19 protein-coding genes are annotated in these 21,132 nt (G+C 59.8%); 16 read left to right on the top strand and 3 right to left on the bottom strand.

Features of this window, described 5'->3' with window-relative positions:
* Window positions 1-8: 8 nt before the first annotated feature.
* On the bottom strand, window positions 9-194 hold the full coding sequence (locus AALG83_08405; protein ID MEY8383170.1) for a hypothetical protein: 186 nt from the start codon (window positions 192-194) through the stop codon (window positions 9-11).
* Here AALG83_08405 and mnmA point away from each other — a divergent pair.
* The 8 genes from mnmA (at window position 193) to AALG83_08365 (ending at window position 11,175) form a co-directional block, all read left to right on the top strand.
* Window positions 193-1,275 (top strand): tRNA 2-thiouridine(34) synthase MnmA, encoded by a 1,083-nt coding sequence (gene mnmA / locus AALG83_08400; GenBank protein ID MEY8383169.1) that lies wholly within the window; start codon window positions 193-195, stop codon window positions 1,273-1,275. The genes AALG83_08405 and mnmA overlap by 2 nt on opposite strands.
* A 250-nt stretch (window positions 1,276-1,525) precedes the next feature.
* Window positions 1,526-1,927, top strand: coding sequence for a hypothetical protein (locus AALG83_08395; protein MEY8383168.1), 402 nt, complete (start codon window positions 1,526-1,528; stop codon window positions 1,925-1,927).
* Between the two features lie 308 nt (window positions 1,928-2,235).
* Window positions 2,236-2,853, top strand: coding sequence for an NUDIX hydrolase (locus AALG83_08390; protein ID MEY8383167.1), 618 nt, complete (start codon window positions 2,236-2,238; stop codon window positions 2,851-2,853).
* A 90-nt stretch (window positions 2,854-2,943) separates the two neighbouring features.
* Entirely contained in the window at window positions 2,944-4,302 is a 1,359-nt protein-coding gene (gene glmU / locus AALG83_08385) for a bifunctional UDP-N-acetylglucosamine diphosphorylase/glucosamine-1-phosphate N-acetyltransferase GlmU (GenBank protein ID MEY8383166.1), read from the top strand.
* Window positions 4,303-4,335: 33 nt separating this feature from the next.
* The gene (gene pth, locus AALG83_08380) at window positions 4,336-4,899 is read left to right on the top strand and encodes an aminoacyl-tRNA hydrolase (GenBank protein MEY8383165.1); all 564 of its coding nucleotides are present in this window, start codon (window positions 4,336-4,338) and stop codon (window positions 4,897-4,899) included.
* Window positions 4,900-5,327: 428 nt separating this feature from the next.
* Window positions 5,328-8,741, top strand: coding sequence for a transcription-repair coupling factor (gene mfd / locus AALG83_08375; GenBank protein ID MEY8383164.1), 3,414 nt, complete (start codon window positions 5,328-5,330; stop codon window positions 8,739-8,741).
* 33 nt (window positions 8,742-8,774) lie between these two features.
* Entirely contained in the window at window positions 8,775-10,004 is a 1,230-nt protein-coding gene (locus AALG83_08370) for a peptidyl-prolyl cis-trans isomerase (protein MEY8383163.1), read from the top strand.
* Between the two features lie 106 nt (window positions 10,005-10,110).
* Window positions 10,111-11,175, top strand: coding sequence for an FkbM family methyltransferase (locus AALG83_08365; GenBank protein MEY8383162.1), 1,065 nt, complete (start codon window positions 10,111-10,113; stop codon window positions 11,173-11,175).
* A 479-nt stretch (window positions 11,176-11,654) separates the two neighbouring features.
* Here the strand turns inward: AALG83_08365 and AALG83_08360 are convergent, their stop codons facing one another.
* Complete coding sequence (locus AALG83_08360) at window positions 11,655-11,810, bottom strand: hypothetical protein (protein ID MEY8383161.1); 156 nt, start codon at window positions 11,808-11,810, stop codon at window positions 11,655-11,657.
* A gap of 14 nt (window positions 11,811-11,824) precedes the next feature.
* Window positions 11,825-12,364, bottom strand: coding sequence for a stage V sporulation T C-terminal domain-containing protein (locus AALG83_08355; GenBank protein ID MEY8383160.1), 540 nt, complete (start codon window positions 12,362-12,364; stop codon window positions 11,825-11,827).
* A gap of 718 nt (window positions 12,365-13,082) precedes the next feature.
* Between AALG83_08355 and AALG83_08350 the strand changes: the two genes are divergently transcribed.
* The 8 genes from AALG83_08350 (at window position 13,083) to ispF (ending at window position 21,127) form a co-directional block, all read left to right on the top strand.
* The gene (locus AALG83_08350; protein MEY8383159.1) at window positions 13,083-14,618 is read left to right on the top strand and encodes a polysaccharide biosynthesis protein; all 1,536 of its coding nucleotides are present in this window, start codon (window positions 13,083-13,085) and stop codon (window positions 14,616-14,618) included.
* 468 nt (window positions 14,619-15,086) lie between these two features.
* Window positions 15,087-15,548, top strand: a complete 462-nt coding sequence (locus AALG83_08345) for an Rrf2 family transcriptional regulator (GenBank protein MEY8383158.1) — start codon at window positions 15,087-15,089, stop codon at window positions 15,546-15,548.
* A gap of 2 nt (window positions 15,549-15,550) precedes the next feature.
* Window positions 15,551-16,735 (top strand): cysteine desulfurase NifS, encoded by a 1,185-nt coding sequence (gene nifS, locus AALG83_08340; protein ID MEY8383157.1) that lies wholly within the window; start codon window positions 15,551-15,553, stop codon window positions 16,733-16,735.
* Between the two features lie 12 nt (window positions 16,736-16,747).
* Complete coding sequence (nifU, locus tag AALG83_08335; protein MEY8383156.1) at window positions 16,748-17,197, top strand: Fe-S cluster assembly scaffold protein NifU; 450 nt, start codon at window positions 16,748-16,750, stop codon at window positions 17,195-17,197.
* A 519-nt stretch (window positions 17,198-17,716) separates the two neighbouring features.
* Window positions 17,717-19,129: a nucleoside triphosphate pyrophosphohydrolase gene (gene mazG, locus AALG83_08330; protein MEY8383155.1), complete on the top strand. Its 1,413-nt coding sequence runs from the start codon at window positions 17,717-17,719 to the stop codon at window positions 19,127-19,129.
* 105 nt (window positions 19,130-19,234) lie between these two features.
* Entirely contained in the window at window positions 19,235-19,507 is a 273-nt protein-coding gene (locus tag AALG83_08325; protein ID MEY8383154.1) for an HU family DNA-binding protein, read from the top strand.
* Window positions 19,508-19,718: 211 nt separating this feature from the next.
* On the top strand, window positions 19,719-19,961 hold the full coding sequence (locus AALG83_08320; protein ID MEY8383153.1) for an RNA-binding S4 domain-containing protein: 243 nt from the start codon (window positions 19,719-19,721) through the stop codon (window positions 19,959-19,961).
* Window positions 19,958-21,127 carry a 2-C-methyl-D-erythritol 2,4-cyclodiphosphate synthase gene (ispF, locus tag AALG83_08315; GenBank protein ID MEY8383152.1) on the top strand — a complete coding sequence of 390 codons (1,170 nt, stop codon included), beginning with the start codon at window positions 19,958-19,960 and terminating at the stop codon, window positions 21,125-21,127. The genes AALG83_08320 and ispF overlap by 4 nt, the downstream gene beginning before the upstream one ends.
* Window positions 21,128-21,132: the final 5 nt, after the last annotated feature.

Here is a 21,132-nt window from a genome sequence, read left to right as displayed (position 1 = left end):
GTTCCCTCCTAAACTGAAATTTCCCTTTGCAGCGGCGTTTTTCGCGCCCAGCCGCGTTCAAATCCACTTTCAGTATAAGGCAAAAAGCGCCCTGCGTCAATTTGGGTGGAAAAAATCCAGGCGGTGTAGTAAACTATAATAGAAGAAGAGGCGCCCGCTTTTTGGAGGAAGGCGCCGAAAACGAGGTTTGGCATGGAGCGAAAGAAGATTGCCGTCGGCATGTCCGGCGGGGTGGATTCCGCCGTAGCCGCCTTTTTGCTCAAAGAGCAGGGGCACGATGTTACGGGAATTTTCATGAAAAACTGGGATGAGCAGGCCGAGGGAAGCGAGGAGTGCACGGCCGCCGAGGATTTCGACGACGTCCGCGCTGTCTGCGACCACATCGGCATCCCTTATTATACCGTCAATTTCACGCAGGAATACTGGGAGCGGGTTTTCTCGATTTTCCTGAAAGAATACCAGGCTGGGCGCACGCCCAACCCGGATGTGCTGTGCAACCGGGAGATTAAGTTCGCGGCATTTCTGGATTTTTGCATGCAGACGGGCGCCGAGTATATGGCCACCGGGCACTACTGCCGCCTTGGCCGGGAAAACGGAGAAACCCAGCTGTTAAAGGGGCTGGACCCGGGCAAAGACCAGAGCTATTTTCTCTGTATGCTCACCCAGCAGCAGCTGGCCCCGGCTATGTTCCCGGTGGGAGATTTGCAGAAGGAACAGGTGCGCGCCATCGCGGAAAAGGCCGGCCTGCCCGTGGCAAAAAAGAAGGATTCCACAGGCATCTGCTTCATCGGCGAGCGCAGGTTCCGGGAGTTTTTGAAGCAGTATCTGCCCGCCCGGCCGGGGGAGATGCGCACGCTCTCGGGCAAGGTGGTCGGCCGGCACGAGGGGCTGATGTATTATACTCTGGGCCAGCGGCGGGGGCTGGGCATCGGCGGCGCGGGCAACGGCCAGCGCTGGTTTGTGGTGCAAAAGGATTTGGAGCGCAACATTCTATACGTCGAGCAGGGCGCAGACAGCCCGGCTCTTTATTCCAGCCGCTGCAAGACAGAGCCCTTTCACTTTATCAGCCCGCCGGAGCAGAGCGAGTTTGCCTGCACCTGCCGCTACCGCTACCGCCAGCCAGACCAGCAGGTGCGCGTATTCGTGCAGGAGGGCGGCGAGGTGGTCATCGAATCTCGGGAGCCCCAGCGGGCGGTAACCCCCGGGCAATACGCCGTGCTCTATCAGGGGGATGTCTGCCTGGGCGGCGGGGTCGTCTCAGAGCTTGATTGCTAAGGGCGGCTCGCCTCATCCTCCCTTCCTCATGGGCGGGATAGGACGCGGGGTCAAGGCCAAGGGCCATTTTTAGCCATGGGGCAAAGCCCCATACCCCATAATCGGGAAGGGGAATGCCCTCGCCTACTGAGCGGCGCGTCCTGCCGCTTTTGCACTATCCACTCTATTTATAATAAGAGGGGGTATAGGGGCGTTGCCCCCATGTCTACCATCGTCCTTTTGATAAGAAATTTGATAAAGAGAGGCAAACATGAAAAAATATAAAACAGCGGCAATTCTCATGCTTATCCATGGCGGTATGATAGAGCTGGGCGGCGGGCTGGCGGCGCTTTTGGCGCAGTTTTTGCCGGGCGGCGCGGCACAGATGGATGCTTATTTTGGCTTTTGCATGCCCTATTTGCAGGAGAATTTGAACCTGGTGCTCCTCATGGGCGGCATCTATGGCGCTCTGCGGGTGACAGCCGCGGTTGGGCTGCTCAAAAACCGCTTGTGGGGGCTGGCTCTTGGCATCATCAACTGTGTGGTTACGCTGGCGCTGATGATATTCATGCTTCCCGCAGGCATTCTGGATGGCATCCTGGCGGGCAGTGCACTGCTGCTTATGCTTTGGCAGTATTTCGGCCAGAGGGAAATTGGCGGCATAGCAAAATGACGGGCGGCCAAAGGCAAATGCGTTCCCGTTTTCTGCTCTCCCAAGGTCAGGGGCAATGGCAGTCATGGGGCAAAGCCCCATACCCCATATAAAAATATGGGGCAAATGCAGATGCTTTTGGTCTGGCAGGGCTTGAGGCAAGTCCAATCCAATCAATTATTCTTTGTCGGTTTTTTGCCCGCCGCTGTGTCCTGCAAAAGCGGCACAAGGAGCCGTTCCTGCACTATTTTCATTATAATGGGGGGTATGGGGGCCTGCCCCCATGTTTACCCATCGCCCCTGACCTTAACAGAAAGAAGGAACTTCAGATGAAACCATATGTCCCCTCCTGCGAGGAAGAGGCGCGCTATCTGGCGGCCTACGACCCGAGCAAATACAAAAACCCCGCCGTAACCGCGGATGTCGCGCTGTTTGGGCGCGAAGGCGATGCGCTTTTCCTGCTGCTCATCCGCCGGGGCGGCTATCCCTATAAGGGCTATTTCGCCCTGCCCGGCGGGTTTGTCGATATCGCGGAATCTGTGCCCGCTGGCGCCGCCCGGGAGCTTTTCGAGGAAACAGGCTGCTCCGGCCTTCGGCTGCATGAATGCGGCGTGCTCTCCGAGCCTGAGAGGGACCCTCGCCAGCGCGTCATCTCGGTGGTCTACTGGGCGGCGGCAGAGCGCTCTGCCCTGGCCCCGGCCGCCGGAGACGATGCCGCAGCCGCCGAGTGGTTCGCCTTTTCGGATTACTCCTGCCAGGAGCAGCCGGATGGCCGCCTGCACCGCTATACTCTCTCGGGCAGCCAGGTGCTGCATATCGCCCTGCGGGAATATTGGCAGGATGGCATTTTGCAGTATGAATCCCTAGGAGACGATTTGGCAAACGACCACGCCCAGGCCTGCCTTTGGGCCTATCTGGGCTATTCGCGGGGAAACGGGCGGGGCTAGCGGCCTGCCCAGGCAGAAACGCCCAAATCTTAGCATAGAAATAAAATGGCGCGCCTTTGGCGCACACATATCAGGAAGGAAACAAGACGCATGGAAAGCAAAGTAGTCATTTTAGCGGCAGGCGAGGGAACCCGGATGAAGTCCAAAATGCCAAAAGTGTTGCATCGCTGCGCGGGAAAGAGCCTGGCAGCATGGGTCGCAGAGGCGGCCGGGGCGGTGTGCAGCCGCCCGGTCATCGTCATCGGCAGCGGCGGCGATGCCGTCCGGCAGGCGCTGGGCGAGGGCTGCGATTATGCCGTCCAGGAGCAGCGCCTGGGCTCGGGCCACGCCGTGATGGCCGCAAAGCAGCATCTGGCAGGCAGTGAATATACCGTGGTGCTGGCCGGGGATATGCCGCTCATCCGGGGGCAGTCCATCAAAAGCCTGCTGGCTTCCGCCCGGGGCGGGGATTTTTCCTGCATGATGCTCACGGGCTACGTCCAGAACCCCAAGGGCTATGGGCGCATCCTGCGGGATGAGATTGGCAGCGTGGTCGGCATCGTGGAGGAAAAGGACGCGACGGATTTCCAGCGCTCCATCTGCGAGGTCAACGTCTCGGTCTACTGCTTTAAGACGGCAGACCTGCTCTTTGCCCTGGATAAATTGCAGCCGGCCAACGCCCAGGGGGAATACTACCTCACAGACTGCGTGAAAATTCTGCACGACGCAGGCAAGAAGGTCGGCGGGCAGCCGGTGGCAGACCTCACCGAGTGCATGGGCGTGAACGACCGCGTCCAGCTCGCCGAGGCCGAAGCCCTCATGCGCCGGCGCATCAACGAGGCGCATATGCGCGCCGGGGTTACGCTGATAGATCCCGCGCAGACATATATCAGCCCCGAGAGCGAGATTGGCGCGGATACCGTCATCTATCCCGGCGTGATTTTGGAAGGCGCTTGCCGCATTGGCAGCGGGTGCACGCTCTATCAGGGCAGCCGGCTCACGGATAGCCAGGTCAAAGACGGCGCGACGGTGGAAAACTCCGTGCTGCAAAGCGCGGTGGTCGGCCGCCAGAGCAAAGTTGGCCCGTATGCCTACCTGCGGCCGGGGACGGTCATCGGCGATGGCTGCCGGGTGGGGGATTTTGTGGAGCTGAAAAATGCCCTGGTGGGCAACGGCACCAAGATTTCGCATTTGACGTATGTGGGCGATGCGGAGCTGGGAGAGGAAATCAACATCGGCTGCGGCGTGGTGTTCGTCAACTACAACGGCAAGCAGAAGTTTAAGACCAAAGTAGGCGACCGCGCCTTCATCGGCTGCAATACCAACCTCGTCTCCCCGGTCAATGTGGGCGAGGGGGCGTATATCGCCGCCGGGGCGACGGTAACCAAAGACATCCCGGCAGATGCGCTGTGCATCGCCCGGGCCCGGGAAGTCATCAAGCCGGGCTGGGCCAAGGGAAGATATAAATAAGCCACCAATTTTGAACAAAGGAAGAAAAAAGCAATGTATCTCATCGCCGGCCTGGGAAATCCCGGCCTGAAATACCGCAAAACACCGCACAACGCCGGCTTTATGGCGCTGGATGCCCTGGCAGATGCGCTGGGCGCGCGGTTTACGAAAAAGGGGAACGGCAAAGTGACTGAGGCGCGCATCGGCGGGGAAAAGGTCCTGCTGGTCAAGCCGCAGACTTTTATGAACCTCTCGGGAGACTGCATCGCGCCGCTGGCGGCCTATTATAAGATTCCGAGCGAGCATATTGCCGTCTGCTACGACGACAAGGATTTGCCCATGGGCAAGCTGCGCATCCGGGCCGAGGGCAGTGCGGGCAGCCATAACGGCATGAAGAGCATCATCGCCCGGCTGGATACGCAGAATTTCCCGCGCATCCGCATGGGCATCGGTGCGCCCCAGGGTATCCGGCTGATGGACTATGTCCTGCATAAGCTCTCGCGGCAGGAGCAGGCCGTCTATGCGCAGATGGCGCAGGATGCGGCGCAGGCGGCCATTCTGCTGGTGCGCGAGGGGCTGGCGGCGGCTCAGCAGAAATATAGCTTTAAGGCGCATTAGGCTCTTGTATTTTGGGCGGCGGCGTGGTATCATGCTCTCACTCGCCGGGAAAAGGACAGGGTAGACATGGGGGCAAGCCCCCATACCCCTTTTTATACGATATAAAAAACAGTGGGCGCAGAAAGTGCATCTGGCGGGCATCTGCTTTGAGCCAAAACCATTCCATTCCCCTTTGTCGTATTGGGGTATGGGGCGGAGCCCCATGATTACTCAGCGCCCTTGACCTTGGCCGGGCAGGAGCAGGGGAGAGCATTTGCTCTCTGAAAAGCTGATAAACTGACCGCGTGCAGAGCTAAAAGGTTTCTGCATTCTATCAATCGAGTATAAAAAACGCGCAGGCAAAACCGCTTTGCGCGCGTCTTTGTCTGCCCTGGCGCGCCCGCGCCCGGGCTTTGTGCGCAAAAAAGAAACGGAAGGAAGCGGCAAGCATGAATATTTTGCTGGAGACAATAGAGAAACTGCCCGAAACGGCGGCCCTGAAGCAGGCCATCGCAAAGGGCCGCCTGCCCTGTTCCCTGGCGCGAGTGGCGGCCGGCGCGCGCCAGCATCTGGCAAAAAGCATCTCGGGCGGGCGGGATGTGCTCTTTGTCTGCGCCACGGAATACGAAGCCCGCCAGCGCTTTTCCGAGTATATCTATGGCAATAAAATCCTGCTGCCTGCCCCGCAGACCGAACTGCGGCCGGTGGAAACCCGGGGCGAAGAGTTGGCAGGCGAGCGCATCCGGGCGCTCTGCCAGATGCAAAAGGGGGGCAGCGTGGTCTTTTTGTCCATGGATAGCCTGCTTTTCTCCATGCGCCCGGCGGCCGAGTTCTACGGCCGGTTTCTGCGCCTGGCTCCGGGAACGGTTTTCCCGCCGGAAAAGCTGGCCGAGGCGCTGGTGGCCCTGGGCTACGAAGGCTGCGCCATGGTGGAAGGCCCGGGGCAGGTCTCGGGGCGCGGCGAGATTATGGAAGTTTTCCCGCCGGATGCCAAAGCGCCCTATCGCCTCACCTTTTTCGACGACGAAGTTGAGAGCATCCGCTCCTTCGATACAGATTCCCAGCGCTCGTTCGGCGCAGGGGAAGCGCAGGTTTGCATCCCGCCGGCGGCAGAATTCTGCCTGAATGGGGAGGCTCGGCAGGCGCTGGAGCGCTATCTCACCGGGCACGGCGGCGAGGGTGTGGAGAGCTTCCGGGCCCGCTATCTCTTCGAACTTTCCGAGCGGGGCACCTTTGCCAATATCGAGGCCTATGCCGGCCTCCTGCCCGGAAAAACCAGCGTCCTGGAATATGCCAAAAACCCGCTGCTGCTTTTTGATGGCAGCGTGCGCGTCTTGGAGGAACAGAAAAAGCGCATGGAGAGCCGCGCCGCCATGCTCCAGGAAATCTTGGTAGACGGCGGCGCCTTTGGCTGCGAGGCGCAGGCCTGGGCGGGTGCCGAGAATTTTCTGGAGCAGAATAAAGAGCGCTGCCTGGATTTGGAGGATATCCGTCAAAACAAGCTGCTGGCAGGGCAGGTGCTGGATTTTGCCATGCGCAGCACAGTCGGCTTTGGCGGCAGCCTGGAGCGGCTGGCCGAGGCGGCCAAAACCCGGGCAGAGGCGGGCTGGCAGGTCTATCTGATGGCCGGCGGCCGGGCGGCCAAGCTCTCGGAATCCCTGGCAGAGCTGGGCGTGCTTGCCCCGGTGGCCTCCGAGGCCGGCGCCAGCATCACCTGCGTCCCGCTGATGGTGGAAGAAGGGCTGGAAATCTCGGGTGCAAAGCAGGTCTTTTTCTCGGAGATGGATATTTTCGGCGCCAAGGCCCGGGGCAAGGCCAAGCGCCAGAAGAAGAAAACCGCGCCCACCCTGCTGGCTGATCTGCGCGCCGGCGATCTCGTGGTGCACGAGGTGCATGGCAAAGGGCGGTATAACGGCCTGAAAACCATGGAAGTGGCCGGGGCCAGCGCGGAGTATATGGAAATCGAATACCGGGACGGCGATAAGCTGTATATCCCAACGGCGCAGATCGGCCGGGTGGATAAATACGTCGGCCCGGAGGAGGGCACCCCGCGGTTAAATAAGATGGGGGGCAAGGAGTGGGAGAGCGCCAAGGCAAAGGCGCGCTCCTCGGTGAAGGAGCTGGCCGAGGATCTCGTGGCCATCTACCGGGAGCGGGGCGTGCGCCCGGGCTACCGCTTCTCGCCGGATACCGTCTGGCAGCGGCAGTTCGAGGATAACTTCGGCTATACCGAGACGCCCGGCCAGATGGAGAGCATCGAGCAGATTAAGCGGGATATGGAGAGCAGCAAAATCATGGATCGCCTGCTGCTGGGCGACGTGGGCTATGGCAAAACCGAGGTCGCCATGCGCGCCTGCTTCAAGGCCTGCATGGATTCTAAGCAGGTCGCCGTGCTCGTGCCCACAACGCTGCTGGCCCGCCAGCACTATGCAACCTTCAAAGAGCGCTTCCAGGGCTTTCCCGTGCGCATCGAGATGCTCTCCCGGTTTACCAAGCACCCGAAAACTGTGCTGGATAACCTTGCCACCGGCCGCACGGATATCGTCATCGGGACGCATAAACTGCTCTCCAAAACCGTGCATTTCAAAAACCTCGGCCTGCTGGTTATCGATGAGGAACAGCGCTTTGGCGTCTCGCATAAGGAGCGCATCAAGGATTTCAAGCGGGATGTGGATGTCTTAACCCTCACGGCCACGCCCATCCCGCGCACGCTGGAAATGGCCATGACGGGCATCCGGGATATGAGCACCATCGATACCCCGCCCGAAGATAGAAAAGAAGTGCAGGCCTATGTCGTGGGGTTCGATTGGGGGCTGGTGCGCGATGCCGTAACAAAAGAGCTGGCCCGGGGCGGGCAGGTGTACTTCGTCTGCCGGCGCATCGAGCAGATGGATGCCCTGGCCGCAGGGCTGAAGCGGGCCGTGCCCGAGGCCCGGGTTGTCATGGCGCATGGGCAGATGGGCGAGCAGGAGTTCGAGGCCGCGGTTACCAGCTTTGTCGAGCGGGAATACGATGTTTTGCTGTGCACGACCATCGTGGAATCGGGCATTGATATCCCGGCCGTCAATACCATCATCGTCTACGAGGCGGATAAATTCGGCCTGGCCCAGCTCTATCAGCTCAAAGGCCGGGTGGGCAGAAGCCGCCTGAGGGCCTATGCCTATTTCACGTATCTGGGCGGCGAAGTGCTGAATGAAACAGCCGCAAAGCGCCTGGAAGCCATCCGGGAATTCACCCAGTTTGGCAGCGGCATGAAAATTGCCATGCGGGATCTGGAAATCCGGGGCGCGGGCAACGTGCTCGGGGCCGAGCAGAGCGGCCATATGGCGGGCGTCGGGTATAGCCTGTACTGCAAGATGGTCAAAGAGGAAGTCGCCCAGGCCATGGGCCAGCCCCTGCCCAGGGAGAACGAGACTTCCGTCGAGCTCTCGGAAAACGCCTTCATCCCCTCTGGCTATATCAGCGACGAGGGCCTCAAGCTGGATATGTACCGCCGGGTGGCCGAGGCGGATACCCTGGAAAAAGCCCGCTCCGTCCGGGAAGAATTCGCGGATCGGTTCGGCCCGCTGCCAAAAGAGGTGGAAAACCTGCTGGGCGCCTCTGTCATCCGGGGCTTCGCGGGCCGGGCGGGCATCGCCTCGGTGGTGCGCGGGCGGGATAGCATCGTCCTGCGCTTCGATCCCAATTCCGCCGTGGATCTCCGCAAACTCTCGGCCCTGTGCGCGGGCAACTCCCGGCTCATGCTGCGCCGCAGTACGCCTCCCGCCGTGGTTTTCCAGCTAAAGGGCGCCGGCGGCTACCGCCAGCTTCTCCAGGTTTTGGAGCAAATAAGGCATTGCATAAGCGCGCGCAATCAAGTATAATAGGGGGAAGGATTCCATAAAGGAGTTTTGATTATGCGAAAGAAAATAGTGGCCCTGCTCGCGGCGGTTTTGCTGCTGCTCAGCGCATCTGCCTGCCATATGGTCTATGTCGATCAGGAAAAAGACTATGCGCAGGTGGTGTTCTCCGTCAACGGCAAGGAGTATACCAAAGGCGATATCATGAAGCTGTACGAGGCCTACCGCAATACCTATGGCCTGACGGATGAAAACCAGGAAACCCCGGCGTATATCGGCAATTACCACCAGGTGCTGGATCAGATTTATACCGAGCTGCTCGAGCACGAGCTCATCTTGCAGTATGGCAGTGAAATCGGCATTACGGGCCTGACGGACGAGCAGATGGAAGGCGTGTATAGCGACCTCGCCCAGATGGAAGAGATGCTGGAAACCTCCGTGCGCACGACGGTAGAAGACGAGGCCGAGAACGACCCGACCATCGATATCGAGGCGGAAGTCGCCCGGCAGCTGGAAGAGCGCCGCGCCTACTACGGCCTTTCCACCGGCGAATACCAGGAGCGCATCGAGAAAGAGGCCCTGCGTTCTGCCGTGCGCAAATACCTGGAAGAGAACTACGTCCCCAGCGAGGAAGACGTCCAGAGCTTTTACGATACCAACCTGGCAGACCAGAAGCGCCTGCTGGAAGAGGATATGGGCAACTTCTCAGTCTTTGCCCGCAGTAACCTGACCATGTATATCCCGGCTGGCCTGCGCTATGTGCACAGCATCCTCATCGCCATCCCGACGGATGCCCGCAGCGAGATTCTGCGGCTGCGCGCTGGCAGTGAGGAAGATAAGCAAAAAGCCCAGGAACTGCTGGATGCCGAGCTTGCCAAAGTCGAAGCCCGGGCCCAGGAGTGCTATGCAAGGCTCCAGGCCGGCGAGGATTTTGAAAAGCTGCTGGATGAATACGGCGACGACCCGGGCATGAAGCCGGGTGCCGTCAACCGGGAGAGCGGCTATATCCTCTATAAAGAAGACGAGAGCTACGACAAGGATTTCATGCAGGCCGCTTTCGCGCTGGAAAAAGCCGGCGATGTGAGCCCGCTGACGCCCTCGGCCTTCGGCTACTATATCATCCGCATGGATGGCGAAACCCAGGAAAAGACGCTTTCGCTGGAAGAGTGCCGCGAAAATATCCAGACTTATATCAAAAACGAGATGGCGCAAAACGCCTATGGCGATAAGATTCAGCAGTGGAAGCGCCAGGCGGATATTGTGGAGTATAAAGACAGGCTCTACTAGAGCCGGCAGAAAAGAGGGCTTCGGCCCTCTTTTTTATCCGGCTGTTTTGCAGGCCGGAAGAGAGGCGCCGCATGCTTGCGGCGCGCCCGCGTTTGGAGGAGCGTTTATGCTGGAAAAAATACTGGAAAAGAAAAGCTGGCTGGAGGAGATTGCCGGGAGCGGTTTGCCCGTGGCCGTCTATGGTATGGGCAACGGCGCGGACAAGCTGTTCGCATTTTTGGAGCGGCAGGGCATCCGGCCGGCCTGCGTGTTTGCCAGCGACGAGTTTGTCCGGGGGCAGAGCTTCCGGGGCTACCCCGTGCTGCGCTATCAGCAGGCCGCAGAGCAGTATGGCGAAATGAACATCCTGCTGGCCTTCGCGACGGATTTGCCCCAGGTCATGGCGCGCATCCGAGAAATTGCCGAAAAAATGCCGCTGTTCTGCCCAAGCTTTTCCGTGGCCGGGGAAGCGTGCGCCGACCGGCAGTTTTTGCAGACCCACGCCCCGCAGATAGAGCAGGCCTATGCCGCCCTGGCCGACGAGGATTCCCGCAAAACCTTCCGCGGCGTGGCCGAGTTTCAGCTGACCGGCCGCCTGGGCGCGCTGGACGCCGCCAGCCAGCCCCGCTCCCAGAGCCTGGCGCTGCTGCATCTCTCAAAAGAAGAAATCTATGCGGATCTCGGCGCCTACCGGGGGGATACCCTGCTGGAATTTCTGGAGCTGGCCGGGGATTACCGGCAGATTTTCGCCGTCGAGCCGGATGCCAAAAACTTCGCCAAGCTGGAAGCGCTCATAAGGCGCCTGGGTCTGCGCCATGCCGTGGCAAAAAATAACGCGGTTTCGGATGCGGCGCGCAAAGTCTGTTTTGGCAGCCCGGGCGGCAGAAGCTCCGCCATCGGCCGGGGCAAGGGGGAAGTGCTGGCGCTGCCCCTGCTGGAGCTGACGCACGGCCAGATTCCGACGTATGTCAAGATGGATATTGAGGGTGCCGAAGCCGCGGCCCTGCGGGGCATGGAGGGCGTGCTGGCCGATCATGCGCCCAAACTGTTTGTCTCGGCCTATCACCGCATAGAGGATTATTTCTCCCTGCCCCTGCAAATCCTCCGGGCGCAGCCGGGCTACCGCATCTATCTGCGCAAATCTCCCTACTACCCGGCCTGGGAAGTCAATCTCATCTGCCTGCCGCGGTAAAAGCGGGCGGGGAGGGGGAAGGTCAAAGGCGATAGGTAAACATGGGGCTCCGCCCCATACCCCATTTGAAAAATGACTGCACGCGGATGATAAAACAGGGAAATTTTTCTTAGTTCACGCCCGTCGCACTGTCCTTTTATCCTGGCTCATATGGGTTTTACCCCTATGGTAAATACTCGCTTTTCCCGAATTGTTCTCTTATCCTATCTTAATAGGGGGCGGATTCGCTCCATGGCCAAGTCCTGCCCTTGCCTTTCTCCTCCACGCCGCCGAGAACCCTTTTATCCCAAAACAAATGCCTTCTCATCCTCTGCCTGCTGCATGACCCTTTTTTCGTGCTGTCTTTTTATCCCGTCCCAGTAAGGGGGTATGGGGGCTTGCCCCCATGTTTACCAAAAGCCCTTGACCTTGTCCCTTCGCCCTTGCCCTTATTTTCCGCAAAAAAAAAGAAAGAGCCCAGCTCTTTCTTTTTTGTCCGCTTATAAATCGTCCGCGTCCTGCACAGGCTTTTCATACGGGTTTTCCGGCATGCCGGTGTAGCTGCCCAGCGGGTCTGTCTTGCTGGGCTGTTTGTCCGTAACCTCGGCAACCTTGTTCTGAATGGCCTGTTTTTTCTTCTCGCTGATTTTTCGCATACTTCCTCCTGTTGTTATTGCTCCATTTGTGCGCCCAAAAACCCGGCGACGACCTCCGCGCCGCGCATCTCCGTCTCGCCCGGCCGGTGGCTGCCCTGGTAGAGCAGGAAAACGCCGCCGATGGCCTGCCCCTCGCAGATGATGGGCCGGATCACCTGCCCGCTGTAGGCCGCCGCGTCCTCCTCGTAAACCGGGATGCACTCGGCGCCGCCCAGCAGCAGGGTCTTGCGGTTCTCGATGGCCTGCTCTGCCTTTTTGGAGATGGCTTTGCGCTCATAATTTTTGCGCAGCTCCCCGCACGATGCGATGACGGTATCCTTATCGCTGATGAGCGCCGTGCCCGAATAGGTGTTTTCCAAAACCCGGGCCAGCTGCTCCGCGTATCCGGAAAGCTCGAAAATAGGGGAGTATTTTTTGAGTGTGATGCTCCCGTCTGCGGATGTATAAATCTCAAGCGGGTCGCCCTCCCGGATGCGCAGTGTGCGGCGTATCTCTTTTGGGACGACAACCCTGCCCAAATCATCGATTCTGCGAACAATGCCTGTGGCCTTCATGTAAAAAATCCTCCTGTGCCATTTCTTGCCGATAGTATCTGCATTGCCGGAATTTTTATACGAATTTGGAGCAATTTTCTATTTTTATACCCGATTGACGGGACACAGCAACCTGTCAGTTTCGCACGCGCCGCTGCACCCGATTGATAGGCCTGCAAAACTTTTCATTTTCGCACGCGCCGCTCAAAATCAGCTTGACAGAGGGCAAATGCTCTCTCATTCTGTGCCCGCCGCACCCGGAAAGAGCGATACCCGATTGATAAGACGGCGAAACTTTCTATGCCTGCCCGTGCATTCTGTGTTTTTCGCGCAATCTCCCTTCATTATAATATACATGGGGGTATGGGGGCGTTGCCCCCATGTTTACCCACTGTCCTTGACCCTGCCCGCCGCCCATCAACCGCTTTACTCCATGGAGCGGCTCCCCATGCCCACTGCTGTCCTTGAGCCTGTCCACTCATTCAGCCCTGCCATCACCTGGCCCAAGCTTTTCTCGCTGTGTTTTTCCCAAATGAGGGGGTATGGGGGCGTTGCCCCCATGTCCACCCACTGCCCTTGACCCTGCCCTTCGCCCATTGACCGCTTTGCTCCATGGAGCGGCTCCCCATGTTCACCCACCGCCCTTGACCTTGCCCCTCGCCCTTAACCTTCTCCCACCGCCTGCGGGCTCATTTTTGGGCGCCTTTTGGCATAAACATGCCTAGAGGGAGGCGGGAATATGACGAAAAAGAGCATCATCAAAAGCGCGGCCATGCTGGGAGCGGCAGGCATCATCAGCAAAGTTTTGGGCGCGATATACCGCATCCCGCTGGGCAACATCCTGGGGGCGGGCGGCATGGGCAACTACCAGCTTGCGCACCCCATCTATACCATGCTCCTGCTGGCCTGCACGGCGGGCATCTCGGTTGCCGTGGCGCGCATGGTGGCCGAGCGCGTGGCAGACAGCGCGCCGGCGGAAGCCTATCAGGTCTTTCTCGTCTCCCTGCGCTTTTTGGCCGTGCTGGGGGCGGCGGGCTGTGCGCTGCTGTATTTCGGCGCAAATTTTGTCATGAACAGCCTGGGCATGGGCTCTGCCGCGCCCTCGCTTCGCGCCTGCGGCCCGGCGCTTTTTGTCGTCGCCATCTCCTCGGCCTACCGGGGCTACTACCAGGGCCTCCAGGATTTGGCGCCCCACGCCCTCTCCCAGGTGGTGGAGCAGGTGGTGCGGCTGTTCTGCGGACTGCATTTTGCAAAGCTGCTGGCCCCGATGGGCACGGCTTACAGCGCCGCCGGAGCGACGATAGGCATGGCCGTCTCGGAAGTCGCCTGCCTGGCCGTCATGTGGGCGTATCACCGCAAAAAAGGCGTGCGCTATGTGCGCGATAAACAGCGCTGGCCCGCCCGGCCGATTTTGGAAAAACTGCTGCGCATCGCCCTGCCCACGACGGTGGGCGCCCTGGCCGTCTCGCTGGTGGCCGGGGTGGATTCGCTCTGCGCCCTGCCCCAGCTGCGCGCCGCCGGGTTCACGGCAGACCAGGCGACCTCGCTCTACGGCCTCTACAGCGGGTTTGTCTCGCCGGTGGTGGGGCTTTGCTCGGTCTTTTCCGGGGCCATCTCCACCAGCCTGTTGCCCGCCATCACGGCCGCCCGCATCCATGGCCGCAAGGCCGCGGCGCACCGGCAAATCTCCCTTGGCATGCGGCTTTCCATGGCGCTGGGCTTGCCCGCCATGGCAATTTTATACCTCTTCGCCCAGCCGATTTTGCAGCTGATGTACCGCAGCCTGCAAGGCCAGGAGCTGGTCCAGGCGGCAGAGCTGCTGCGGCTGATGGCGCCGGGCGCGCTGTTCCTCCTGATTATGCAGGTGCAGACGGGGGTGCTCCAGGGCATGGGGCGGCCGGGGCTGCCCGTGCTCAATATTCTCTGCGGAACTGTGGTCAAAGTTGCCATCGGCCTGCCGCTTTTGGCCATTCCGGCCCTGAATATCGCCGGCGCCGCCATCGGGACGGTGGCCTGCTATGCCATCTGCGCCCTGCTCAGCGTGTATTGCGTCATGAAGTTTTCGGGGGCCAGCTTCGCGTTTGGGGATGTTGCGGCGAAGCCGGCGCTGGCCACGGCGTTTATGGCGGCCGTCGCCTGGCAGGTTTACGCCGCGCTTTCGCACCGGGGCAACACGCCTGCCCTGCTGGCTGCTGCCCTGGCCGCAATTCTGGTTTACGGCCTTTGCTGTTATTTCATGTTCCGGCCAAAGCGGGGCAGGCGGGAGAAGGCTTAAGGCGGCTGTGAATGAAAGATAAGGTCAAGGGCAATGGGTAAACATGGGGGTAGGCCCCCATACTGAATCATAGAAACAGGCTGGCATATGTTTATCGCCGGCCTGTTTCTATTTTGGAATGTCAAGACCAAATAATAGTATTTTTCTATTTATTTAATATTAAAAATTGTGGGGTATGGGGTGAAACCCCATGTTTACCAAGCGCCCTTGACCTAAACCGCCGATTTTTTGGACAAGCCCGGCGGAGAAGCGTTTTTGGAATCCCTGTGAGGCTTTTTTAACGGGGTATGGGGTGAAACCCCATGTTCACGAAATGCCCTTGACCTTAACCGCCCGCACTGCCAATTTGCGCCGCGCTGCCAATCGGGAGTATAATCCCTAGTATTTTTGTCAAGATTATTGACATCCGGGCAAATCCGTACTATGATATACCCGAGTAAATTGCTGGGAATTGGAGGCGTGTGCAGTTTGAAACTATCGACAAAAGGCAGATACGGCCTGCGAGCCATCGTGGATCTGGCGGCCAACAGCCAGAGCGGCGCAGTCTGCATCAGCAGCATCGCCCAGCGGCAAAACCTCTCGGAAAGCTATCTGGAGCAGCTCATGAGCCTGCTGCGCAAAGCGGGCATCATCGAGAGCGTCCGGGGCGCGGGCGGGGGCTACCGCCTGGCCAGAGCGCCTGAGCAAATCTCGGTGGGAGAAATCCTGCGGGCGCTGGAGGGAGATTTAAACCTGGTGGAATGCTCGGCTCTGATGGGCGAAGGGCAGCCCTGCGCCGCGGAAGAGACCTGCGTGACCAAATACGTCTGGCAGCGCATCACGAAGAGCATCAACCAGACGGTCGACGAGATTTTCCTCGCCGAGCTTTTAAAAGAAGGAAACTGCGCGCAGGGCGCAAAGCGCTTTTGCGAGAGCGGAAAAGGAGAATAGCTATGCAGGAAGTCATCTATTTAGATAACGCCGCGACGACGGCAACCCGCCCGGAAGTGGTGGAGGCGATGCTCCCGTATTTCACACAGCACTATGGCAACCCCTCGACCATCTACAGCCTGGGGCAGGAGAGCCATGCGGCAGTCGATCATGCAAGGGAAGTCATCGCGGGCTCGCTGGGGGCAAAGCCGGAGGAAATCTACTTCACGGCCGGCGGCAGTGAATCGGATAACTGGGCCATCAAGGCCGCGGCCGAGGCGTATGCCAAAAAGGGAAAGCATATCATCACGAGCAAAATCGAGCATCACGCCGTGCTGCATACCTGCCAGTACCTGGAGCAGCATGGCTTCGAGGTAACGTATCTCGACGTGGATGAATACGGCAAAATTTCGCTGGACGAGCTGAAGGCCGCCATCCGGCCGGATACCATCCTCATCAGCATCATGTTTGCCAACAACGAAATCGGCACGATAGAGCCCGTGGCCGAAATCGGCAAAATCGCCCGGGAGGCGGGCGTGCTCTTCCATACGGATGCCGTCCAGGCCTATGGGCAAATCCCCATCGACGTGGATGCGATGTGCATCGATATGCTCTCGGCCAGCGGCCATAAGCTGAACGGCCCCAAGGGCATCGGCTTTCTGTATATCCGAAGGGGGCTGAAACTGCGTTCGTTCGTGCATGGCGGCGCCCAGGAGCGCAAGCGCCGGGCGGGCACGGAAAACGTCCCGGGTATCGTAGGGCTGGGCAAGGCGGCGGAAATCGCGCTGAAAACCATGCCGGAGCGCACGGCAAAAGAGCGGGAGCTCCGGGACTATCTCATCAAAGCTATGCTGGAGAGAGTCCCCTATAGCCGGCTGAACGGGCACCCGGCGGATCGTCTTCCGGGCAACGCCAACTTCTGCTTCCGGTTTGTGGAGGGCGAAAGCCTGCTGATGATGCTGGATATGGCGGGCATCTGCGGCTCTTCGGGCTCGGCCTGCACGTCCGGCTCGCTGGACCCTTCGCACGTCCTGCTGGCCATCGGCCTGCCGCATGAAATCGCCCATGGCTCTCTGCGGCTGACGCTGAACGAGCAAAACACCAAAGAGCAGATGGACTACGTCGTGGAAAACACCGCGCGCATCATAGAGCAGCTTCGGGCCATGTCGCCCCTCTATGAGGATTTTGTCAAGAAGAACGCGAAATAGGAGGAGAGACAAATGTCTGCATACAGCGAAAAAGTGATGGATCATTTCCAGCATCCGAGGAATATGGGAGAGATTGAGAACGCCAGCGGCGTGGGCACGGTGGGCAACGCCAAGTGCGGCGATATCATGCGCATTTTTCTGGATATCGACGACGCCGGCATCATCCGGGATGTCAAATTCAAAACCTTCGGCTGCGGCGCCGCCGTGGCCACCAGCAGCATGGCGACAGAGCTGGTCAAGGGCAAGAGCATAGAGGATGCGCTGAAAATCACCAACGCCGCCGTCATGGAAGCGCTGGACGGCCTGCCGCCCGTCAAGGTGCATTGCTCTCTGCTGGCCGAGGAGGCCATCCATGCCGCCCTTTGGGATTATGCCCAGAAGAAGGGCATCAAAATCCAGGGCCTGGAAAAGCCCAAGAGCGATATTCACGAGGGCGAGGAAGAGGAGCAGGAGGATTATTAGGCCTCTGCCGATAAGAGAGGGCAGCGCCGCCGGGCGCGGGCCCTCTTTTTTGCGCCCTTGTGGGGGCAGGCCCGGGCGTAGTATAATAGAGAAAACAATTTGGCGGATGGAAAACCGCAAAAAACGGCAGGCGGAGCATTTGCGCCTAACTGGAAGTATGCGCCCAGGCCGCGCGCTTGCCCCGCGAAAGTGCGGCAAGGGACTGCGATAGTCTGCAAACGGCGGACGCGGCCAGCTGTCCTGCCAAATTGCCTGCCCAAAGCGCGGCAGACGCTGGAAAAATGGCACAATGGCGCGGCTTGGAGTGGGAATTTCCTCTTGCAGGCCGCCGAAAATGCGGCAAGAGCGGCGCAAACAGCCGCTTGCGTGCGGGGCTTGGAGCGGTTGAAATCAGGCACTGGGGCTTCCTGCCAAGCCGCCCCGCACAGAGCAAAACAGAAGACTTTGGCAGGGAATGCCCGTTTTTAGGCGCCGCGCGGCTGGGCGCGAGGCCAGCCCGGAAGGAATAGGAGAGATAGCATGAAACTCATCGGAATTGGAATTGGGGCGGCGGAGAGCCTCTCGCTTGGAGCATGGGAGCAAATGAGGGCCGCAGGGCAGCTCGTCTTGCAGACGGGCCGCATCCCGCTGGCGGGCTGGCTCCGCGAGCAGGGCATCCGCTTTGAGACGCTGGACGCCTTCTATGAGCAGGCCGAGGATTTCGAGGAGCTGGTAGCTCTGGCGCTGGCGCATCTGCGCAAAATGCCGGATGCGGCGCTCTGCCTGATGGGGGAGCTTTCCCAGCATAAGCTGGCCGCGGCGCTGGCGGCCGAAGGGCTGGCCGGGGAAATTGTGCCGGGCATGGGCTTTGAGCAGGCCGCGCTGGCCCTCTGCGCCGGCGCGTGCAGTCCCGGCGCGGTGCTCTGCTGCCCGGCGTCCGAGTTCGGGCAAAGCGGCTTTACGGGGGGCAGCAGCCTTGTGCTGACCGAGCTGGATAACCCCTACCTGGCGGCGGAGCTGTTCTCGGCGCTCTCCCGGTTCTATCCGGCCGATGCCCCCTGCCATCTGGTGCATATGGGGCGGCGGGTGGATCTGCCGCTCCGGGATTTCCCCTCCTTCCCGGATTTCGATTACAGCACGGCCCTGGTGCTGGATAAGCCGGTTTTTGAGCAGAAAGCCTGCTACGATTTTTCGGATCTGCTGGCCGTCATCGCCCGTCTGCGCGCGCCGGGCGGCTGCCCCTGGGATCGGGAGCAGACGCACCAGAGCCTGCGCACCTGCCTCATCGAGGAGTGCTACGAAGTGCTGGAGGCCATCGATGCCGGGGATGAATTCGCCCTGGCGGATGAGCTGGGGGATGTGCTGCTGCAAGTCGTCATGCACGCGGCCATCGCCGGCGAGCATGGGCAGTTCGATGCGCTGGATGTGGCAGACGGCATCTGCCGCAAGATGATCCGGCGCCATCCCCATATTTTCGGGGATGCCGTGGCAAAAGACTCCGCGCAGGTCATGCAGAACTGGGAAGCCATCAAGCGCCGGGAAAAAGCGCAGAAATCCCTGGCCCAAAGCCTGGCGGATGTCCCGGCCGGCATGCCCGCCCTCATCCGGGCCCAGAAGATCCAGAAAAAGGCCGCGCAAATCGGCTTCGACTGGCCGGATTACCAGGGCGCGCTGGAAAAAGTGCGCGAGGAGGCGCAGGAGCTTTGCGCGGCGCTTGATGGCGCGGGCGATGCCCAAGAGGAGGCGGGAGATCTGCTCTTTTCCGCCGTCAATCTGCTGCGCAAGCTGGGCATCGAGGCCGAGCCCGCTCTGCTGGCCGCCTGCCGCAAATTCACGGATCGCATGGCAAAAATGGAAATTCTTGCCAAAAAGCAGGGCCTGGATCTGGCAAAAATGCCGCTTTCGGGACAGGATGCCCTCTGGGAGCGCGCTAAAATGTGTAAAAAAAGCTGAAAAAGGCTTGTATTAGGGCAAAAAGCCGTGTATAATCTTCATGACGCTTGTCCCCAGGGGGCGGCGCAGAAAAGAACTCGTCAATTTAAAAGGAGGAGAACTACGTTGAATAAAACAGAATTGATTGCAGCAATCGCAGCAAAGGCAGATCTTTCCAAGAAAGATGCAGAGAAGGCTCTGGTCGCCATGACCGAAACCATCGTCGAGGAGATCGGCAAGGGCGAGAAAGTCCAGATCGTCGGCTTCGGCACCTTCGAATCCAGAGAGCGCGCCGCCAGAAAGGGCATCAACCCGCTGACCAAAGCACCCATCGAGATCGCTGCATGCACAGTTCCCGCTTTCAAAGCAGGAAAAGCTTTCAAAGACGCTGTAAAATAACAACTAGTTTTGTGCAAAGGCCCGCTTCCCGCGGGCCTTTTTGCTGCGCTTTTGCGCCTGGGGCAGGGCAAATATGAACAGGGTGTAAAACTATGCCGCAAAATTCGCCATGGATTTGCCAGATGGGCGCGTTTTGTTTATAATCAGGTTGGAAGCTGCCCCCCGCAAATGGAAGCTGCGGCGGGCAAAAGCAAAAAAAGGATGGACTGTTTTGAGAGTAGATAAATTTCTGAAAGTCTCCCGGATCATCAAGCGGCGCACGGTTGCGGCCTCTGCGGCGGATGGCGGGCGCATTAGCGTGAACGGAAAAGAGGTCAAGCCGGGCTATCGGCTCAAAGTCGGCGATGAAGTAACCATCGGCTTTGGCGCCCGGCCGCTCAAAGTGCGCGTCAAAGAGCTAAGGGAATCCACTAAAAAGGAAGACGCCGAGCGCATGTATGAGGTGATCGAATGAAGGTGGCGGGAATTGTGCTGGCCGCGGGCCGGGGGACGCGCATTGGCGCGGATAAGAACAAGATGCTGCTGAGCCTGGCGAATAAAACGCCGCTGGAGCTGACACTGCAAAGCTGCCGGGAGGCAACTTGCCTGGATGAGGTGGTGCTGGTCTGCAAGGATAGCGAGCGCGAGCAGATGCGGGAAATCGCGGATGCCATCTTCCCGGAGGGGGAAGTCATCCTGGCTTCCGGCGGGGCGACGCGCCAGGATTCGGCCTATAGCGGCATTTTGGCCGCCTCTTCGGATTGCGATATTCTGGCGGTGCTGGATGGCGCCCGGTGCTTTACCACGCCTGAGCTCATCGAAAACTGTGTGCGCAGCTGCGTCCAGCATGGCAGCGGCGTGGCCGGCTGCTGGTGCACGGATACCGTCAAGCTGGCGGATGCCGAGGGCTGCTTTTTACGCACGCTGGACCGCAACCGGCTGGTGCTGGTCGAGACGCCGCAGGTCTTCCCCCGGGAGATTTTGAAGCTGGCCTATGAAAAGGCTCGGGAAGACGGCTTTCTGGGGACGGACGACTCCTCTCTGGTGGAGCGGCTGGGCCTGCATCCGCGGCTGGTGGTATCCGGCGGCAACAATTTCAAGCTGACGCACCCCAAGGATATCGTCCGGGGGACGCAGGAAGTGCTGGGCGTGCGGGATCTGCGCATCGGCCAGGGCTATGATATCCATGCGCTAAAGGAGGGCAGGCCGTTTCTGCTGGCCGGCGTGCGCATCGAGAGCAGCCTCGGCCTGGACGGCCATTCGGATGCGGATGTGCTGGCCCATGCCGTCATCGATGCCCTGCTGGGCGCGGCCGGCCAGCGGGATATCGGCGAGTTTTTCCCGGATACAGACCCGGCCTACCGGGGCGCAGACAGCATGAAGCTGCTGGAGCAGGTCTGGGCCATGCTGCAGGCCGAGGGCTATGCGCTGGTCAACCTGGATACCACGGTTTTCCTGGAAAAGCCCAAGCTCTCTCCCTATAAGAGGAAGATCATCCACCGCCTGGCCAAGGCGCTGGGGGCAGAACAGCGCAGCATTTCCGTCAAGGCAAAGACGGCCGAGCAGTTCGATGCCGTGGGCGGGGGGCTGGCCTGCGCCGCCTCGGCGACCTGCCTGATGACAAAGCAAAAGCCAAATTAAGGAGC

It is taken from the genome of Christensenellaceae bacterium 44-20, from assembly GCA_041223705.1.
Taxonomy (GTDB): domain Bacteria; phylum Bacillota; class Clostridia; order Christensenellales; family Christensenellaceae; genus QANA01.
Note: the sequence above shows the minus strand (reverse complement) of the source record. Positions and strands in the feature narration are given on the sequence as shown.

What these genes read in the sequence shown, in the direction of transcription:
- AALG83_08370 (MEY8383163.1), top strand. Translation starts at nt 8,775, where the DNA reads ATGCGAAAGAAAATAGTGGCCCTGCTCGCGGCGGTTTTGCTGCTGCTC.
- mfd (MEY8383164.1), top strand. Translation starts at nt 5,328, where the DNA reads ATGAATATTTTGCTGGAGACAATAGAGAAACTGCCCGAAACGGCGGCC.
- mnmA (MEY8383169.1), top strand. Translation starts at nt 193, where the DNA reads ATGGAGCGAAAGAAGATTGCCGTCGGCATGTCCGGCGGGGTGGATTCC.
- AALG83_08395 (MEY8383168.1), top strand. Translation starts at nt 1,526, where the DNA reads ATGAAAAAATATAAAACAGCGGCAATTCTCATGCTTATCCATGGCGGT.
- AALG83_08365 (MEY8383162.1), top strand. Translation starts at nt 10,111, where the DNA reads ATGCTGGAAAAAATACTGGAAAAGAAAAGCTGGCTGGAGGAGATTGCC.
- AALG83_08405 (MEY8383170.1), bottom strand. Translation starts at nt 194, where the DNA reads ATGCCAAACCTCGTTTTCGGCGCCTTCCTCCAAAAAGCGGGCGCCTCT.
- AALG83_08360 (MEY8383161.1), bottom strand. Translation starts at nt 11,810, where the DNA reads ATGCGAAAAATCAGCGAGAAGAAAAAACAGGCCATTCAGAACAAGGTT.
- glmU (MEY8383166.1), top strand. Translation starts at nt 2,944, where the DNA reads ATGGAAAGCAAAGTAGTCATTTTAGCGGCAGGCGAGGGAACCCGGATG.
- AALG83_08355 (MEY8383160.1), bottom strand. Translation starts at nt 12,364, where the DNA reads ATGAAGGCCACAGGCATTGTTCGCAGAATCGATGATTTGGGCAGGGTT.
- nifU (MEY8383156.1), top strand. Translation starts at nt 16,748, where the DNA reads ATGTCTGCATACAGCGAAAAAGTGATGGATCATTTCCAGCATCCGAGG.
- mazG (MEY8383155.1), top strand. Translation starts at nt 17,717, where the DNA reads ATGAAACTCATCGGAATTGGAATTGGGGCGGCGGAGAGCCTCTCGCTT.
- ispF (MEY8383152.1), top strand. Translation starts at nt 19,958, where the DNA reads ATGAAGGTGGCGGGAATTGTGCTGGCCGCGGGCCGGGGGACGCGCATT.
- nifS (MEY8383157.1), top strand. Translation starts at nt 15,551, where the DNA reads ATGCAGGAAGTCATCTATTTAGATAACGCCGCGACGACGGCAACCCGC.
- AALG83_08350 (MEY8383159.1), top strand. Translation starts at nt 13,083, where the DNA reads ATGACGAAAAAGAGCATCATCAAAAGCGCGGCCATGCTGGGAGCGGCA.
- AALG83_08390 (MEY8383167.1), top strand. Translation starts at nt 2,236, where the DNA reads ATGAAACCATATGTCCCCTCCTGCGAGGAAGAGGCGCGCTATCTGGCG.
- pth (MEY8383165.1), top strand. Translation starts at nt 4,336, where the DNA reads ATGTATCTCATCGCCGGCCTGGGAAATCCCGGCCTGAAATACCGCAAA.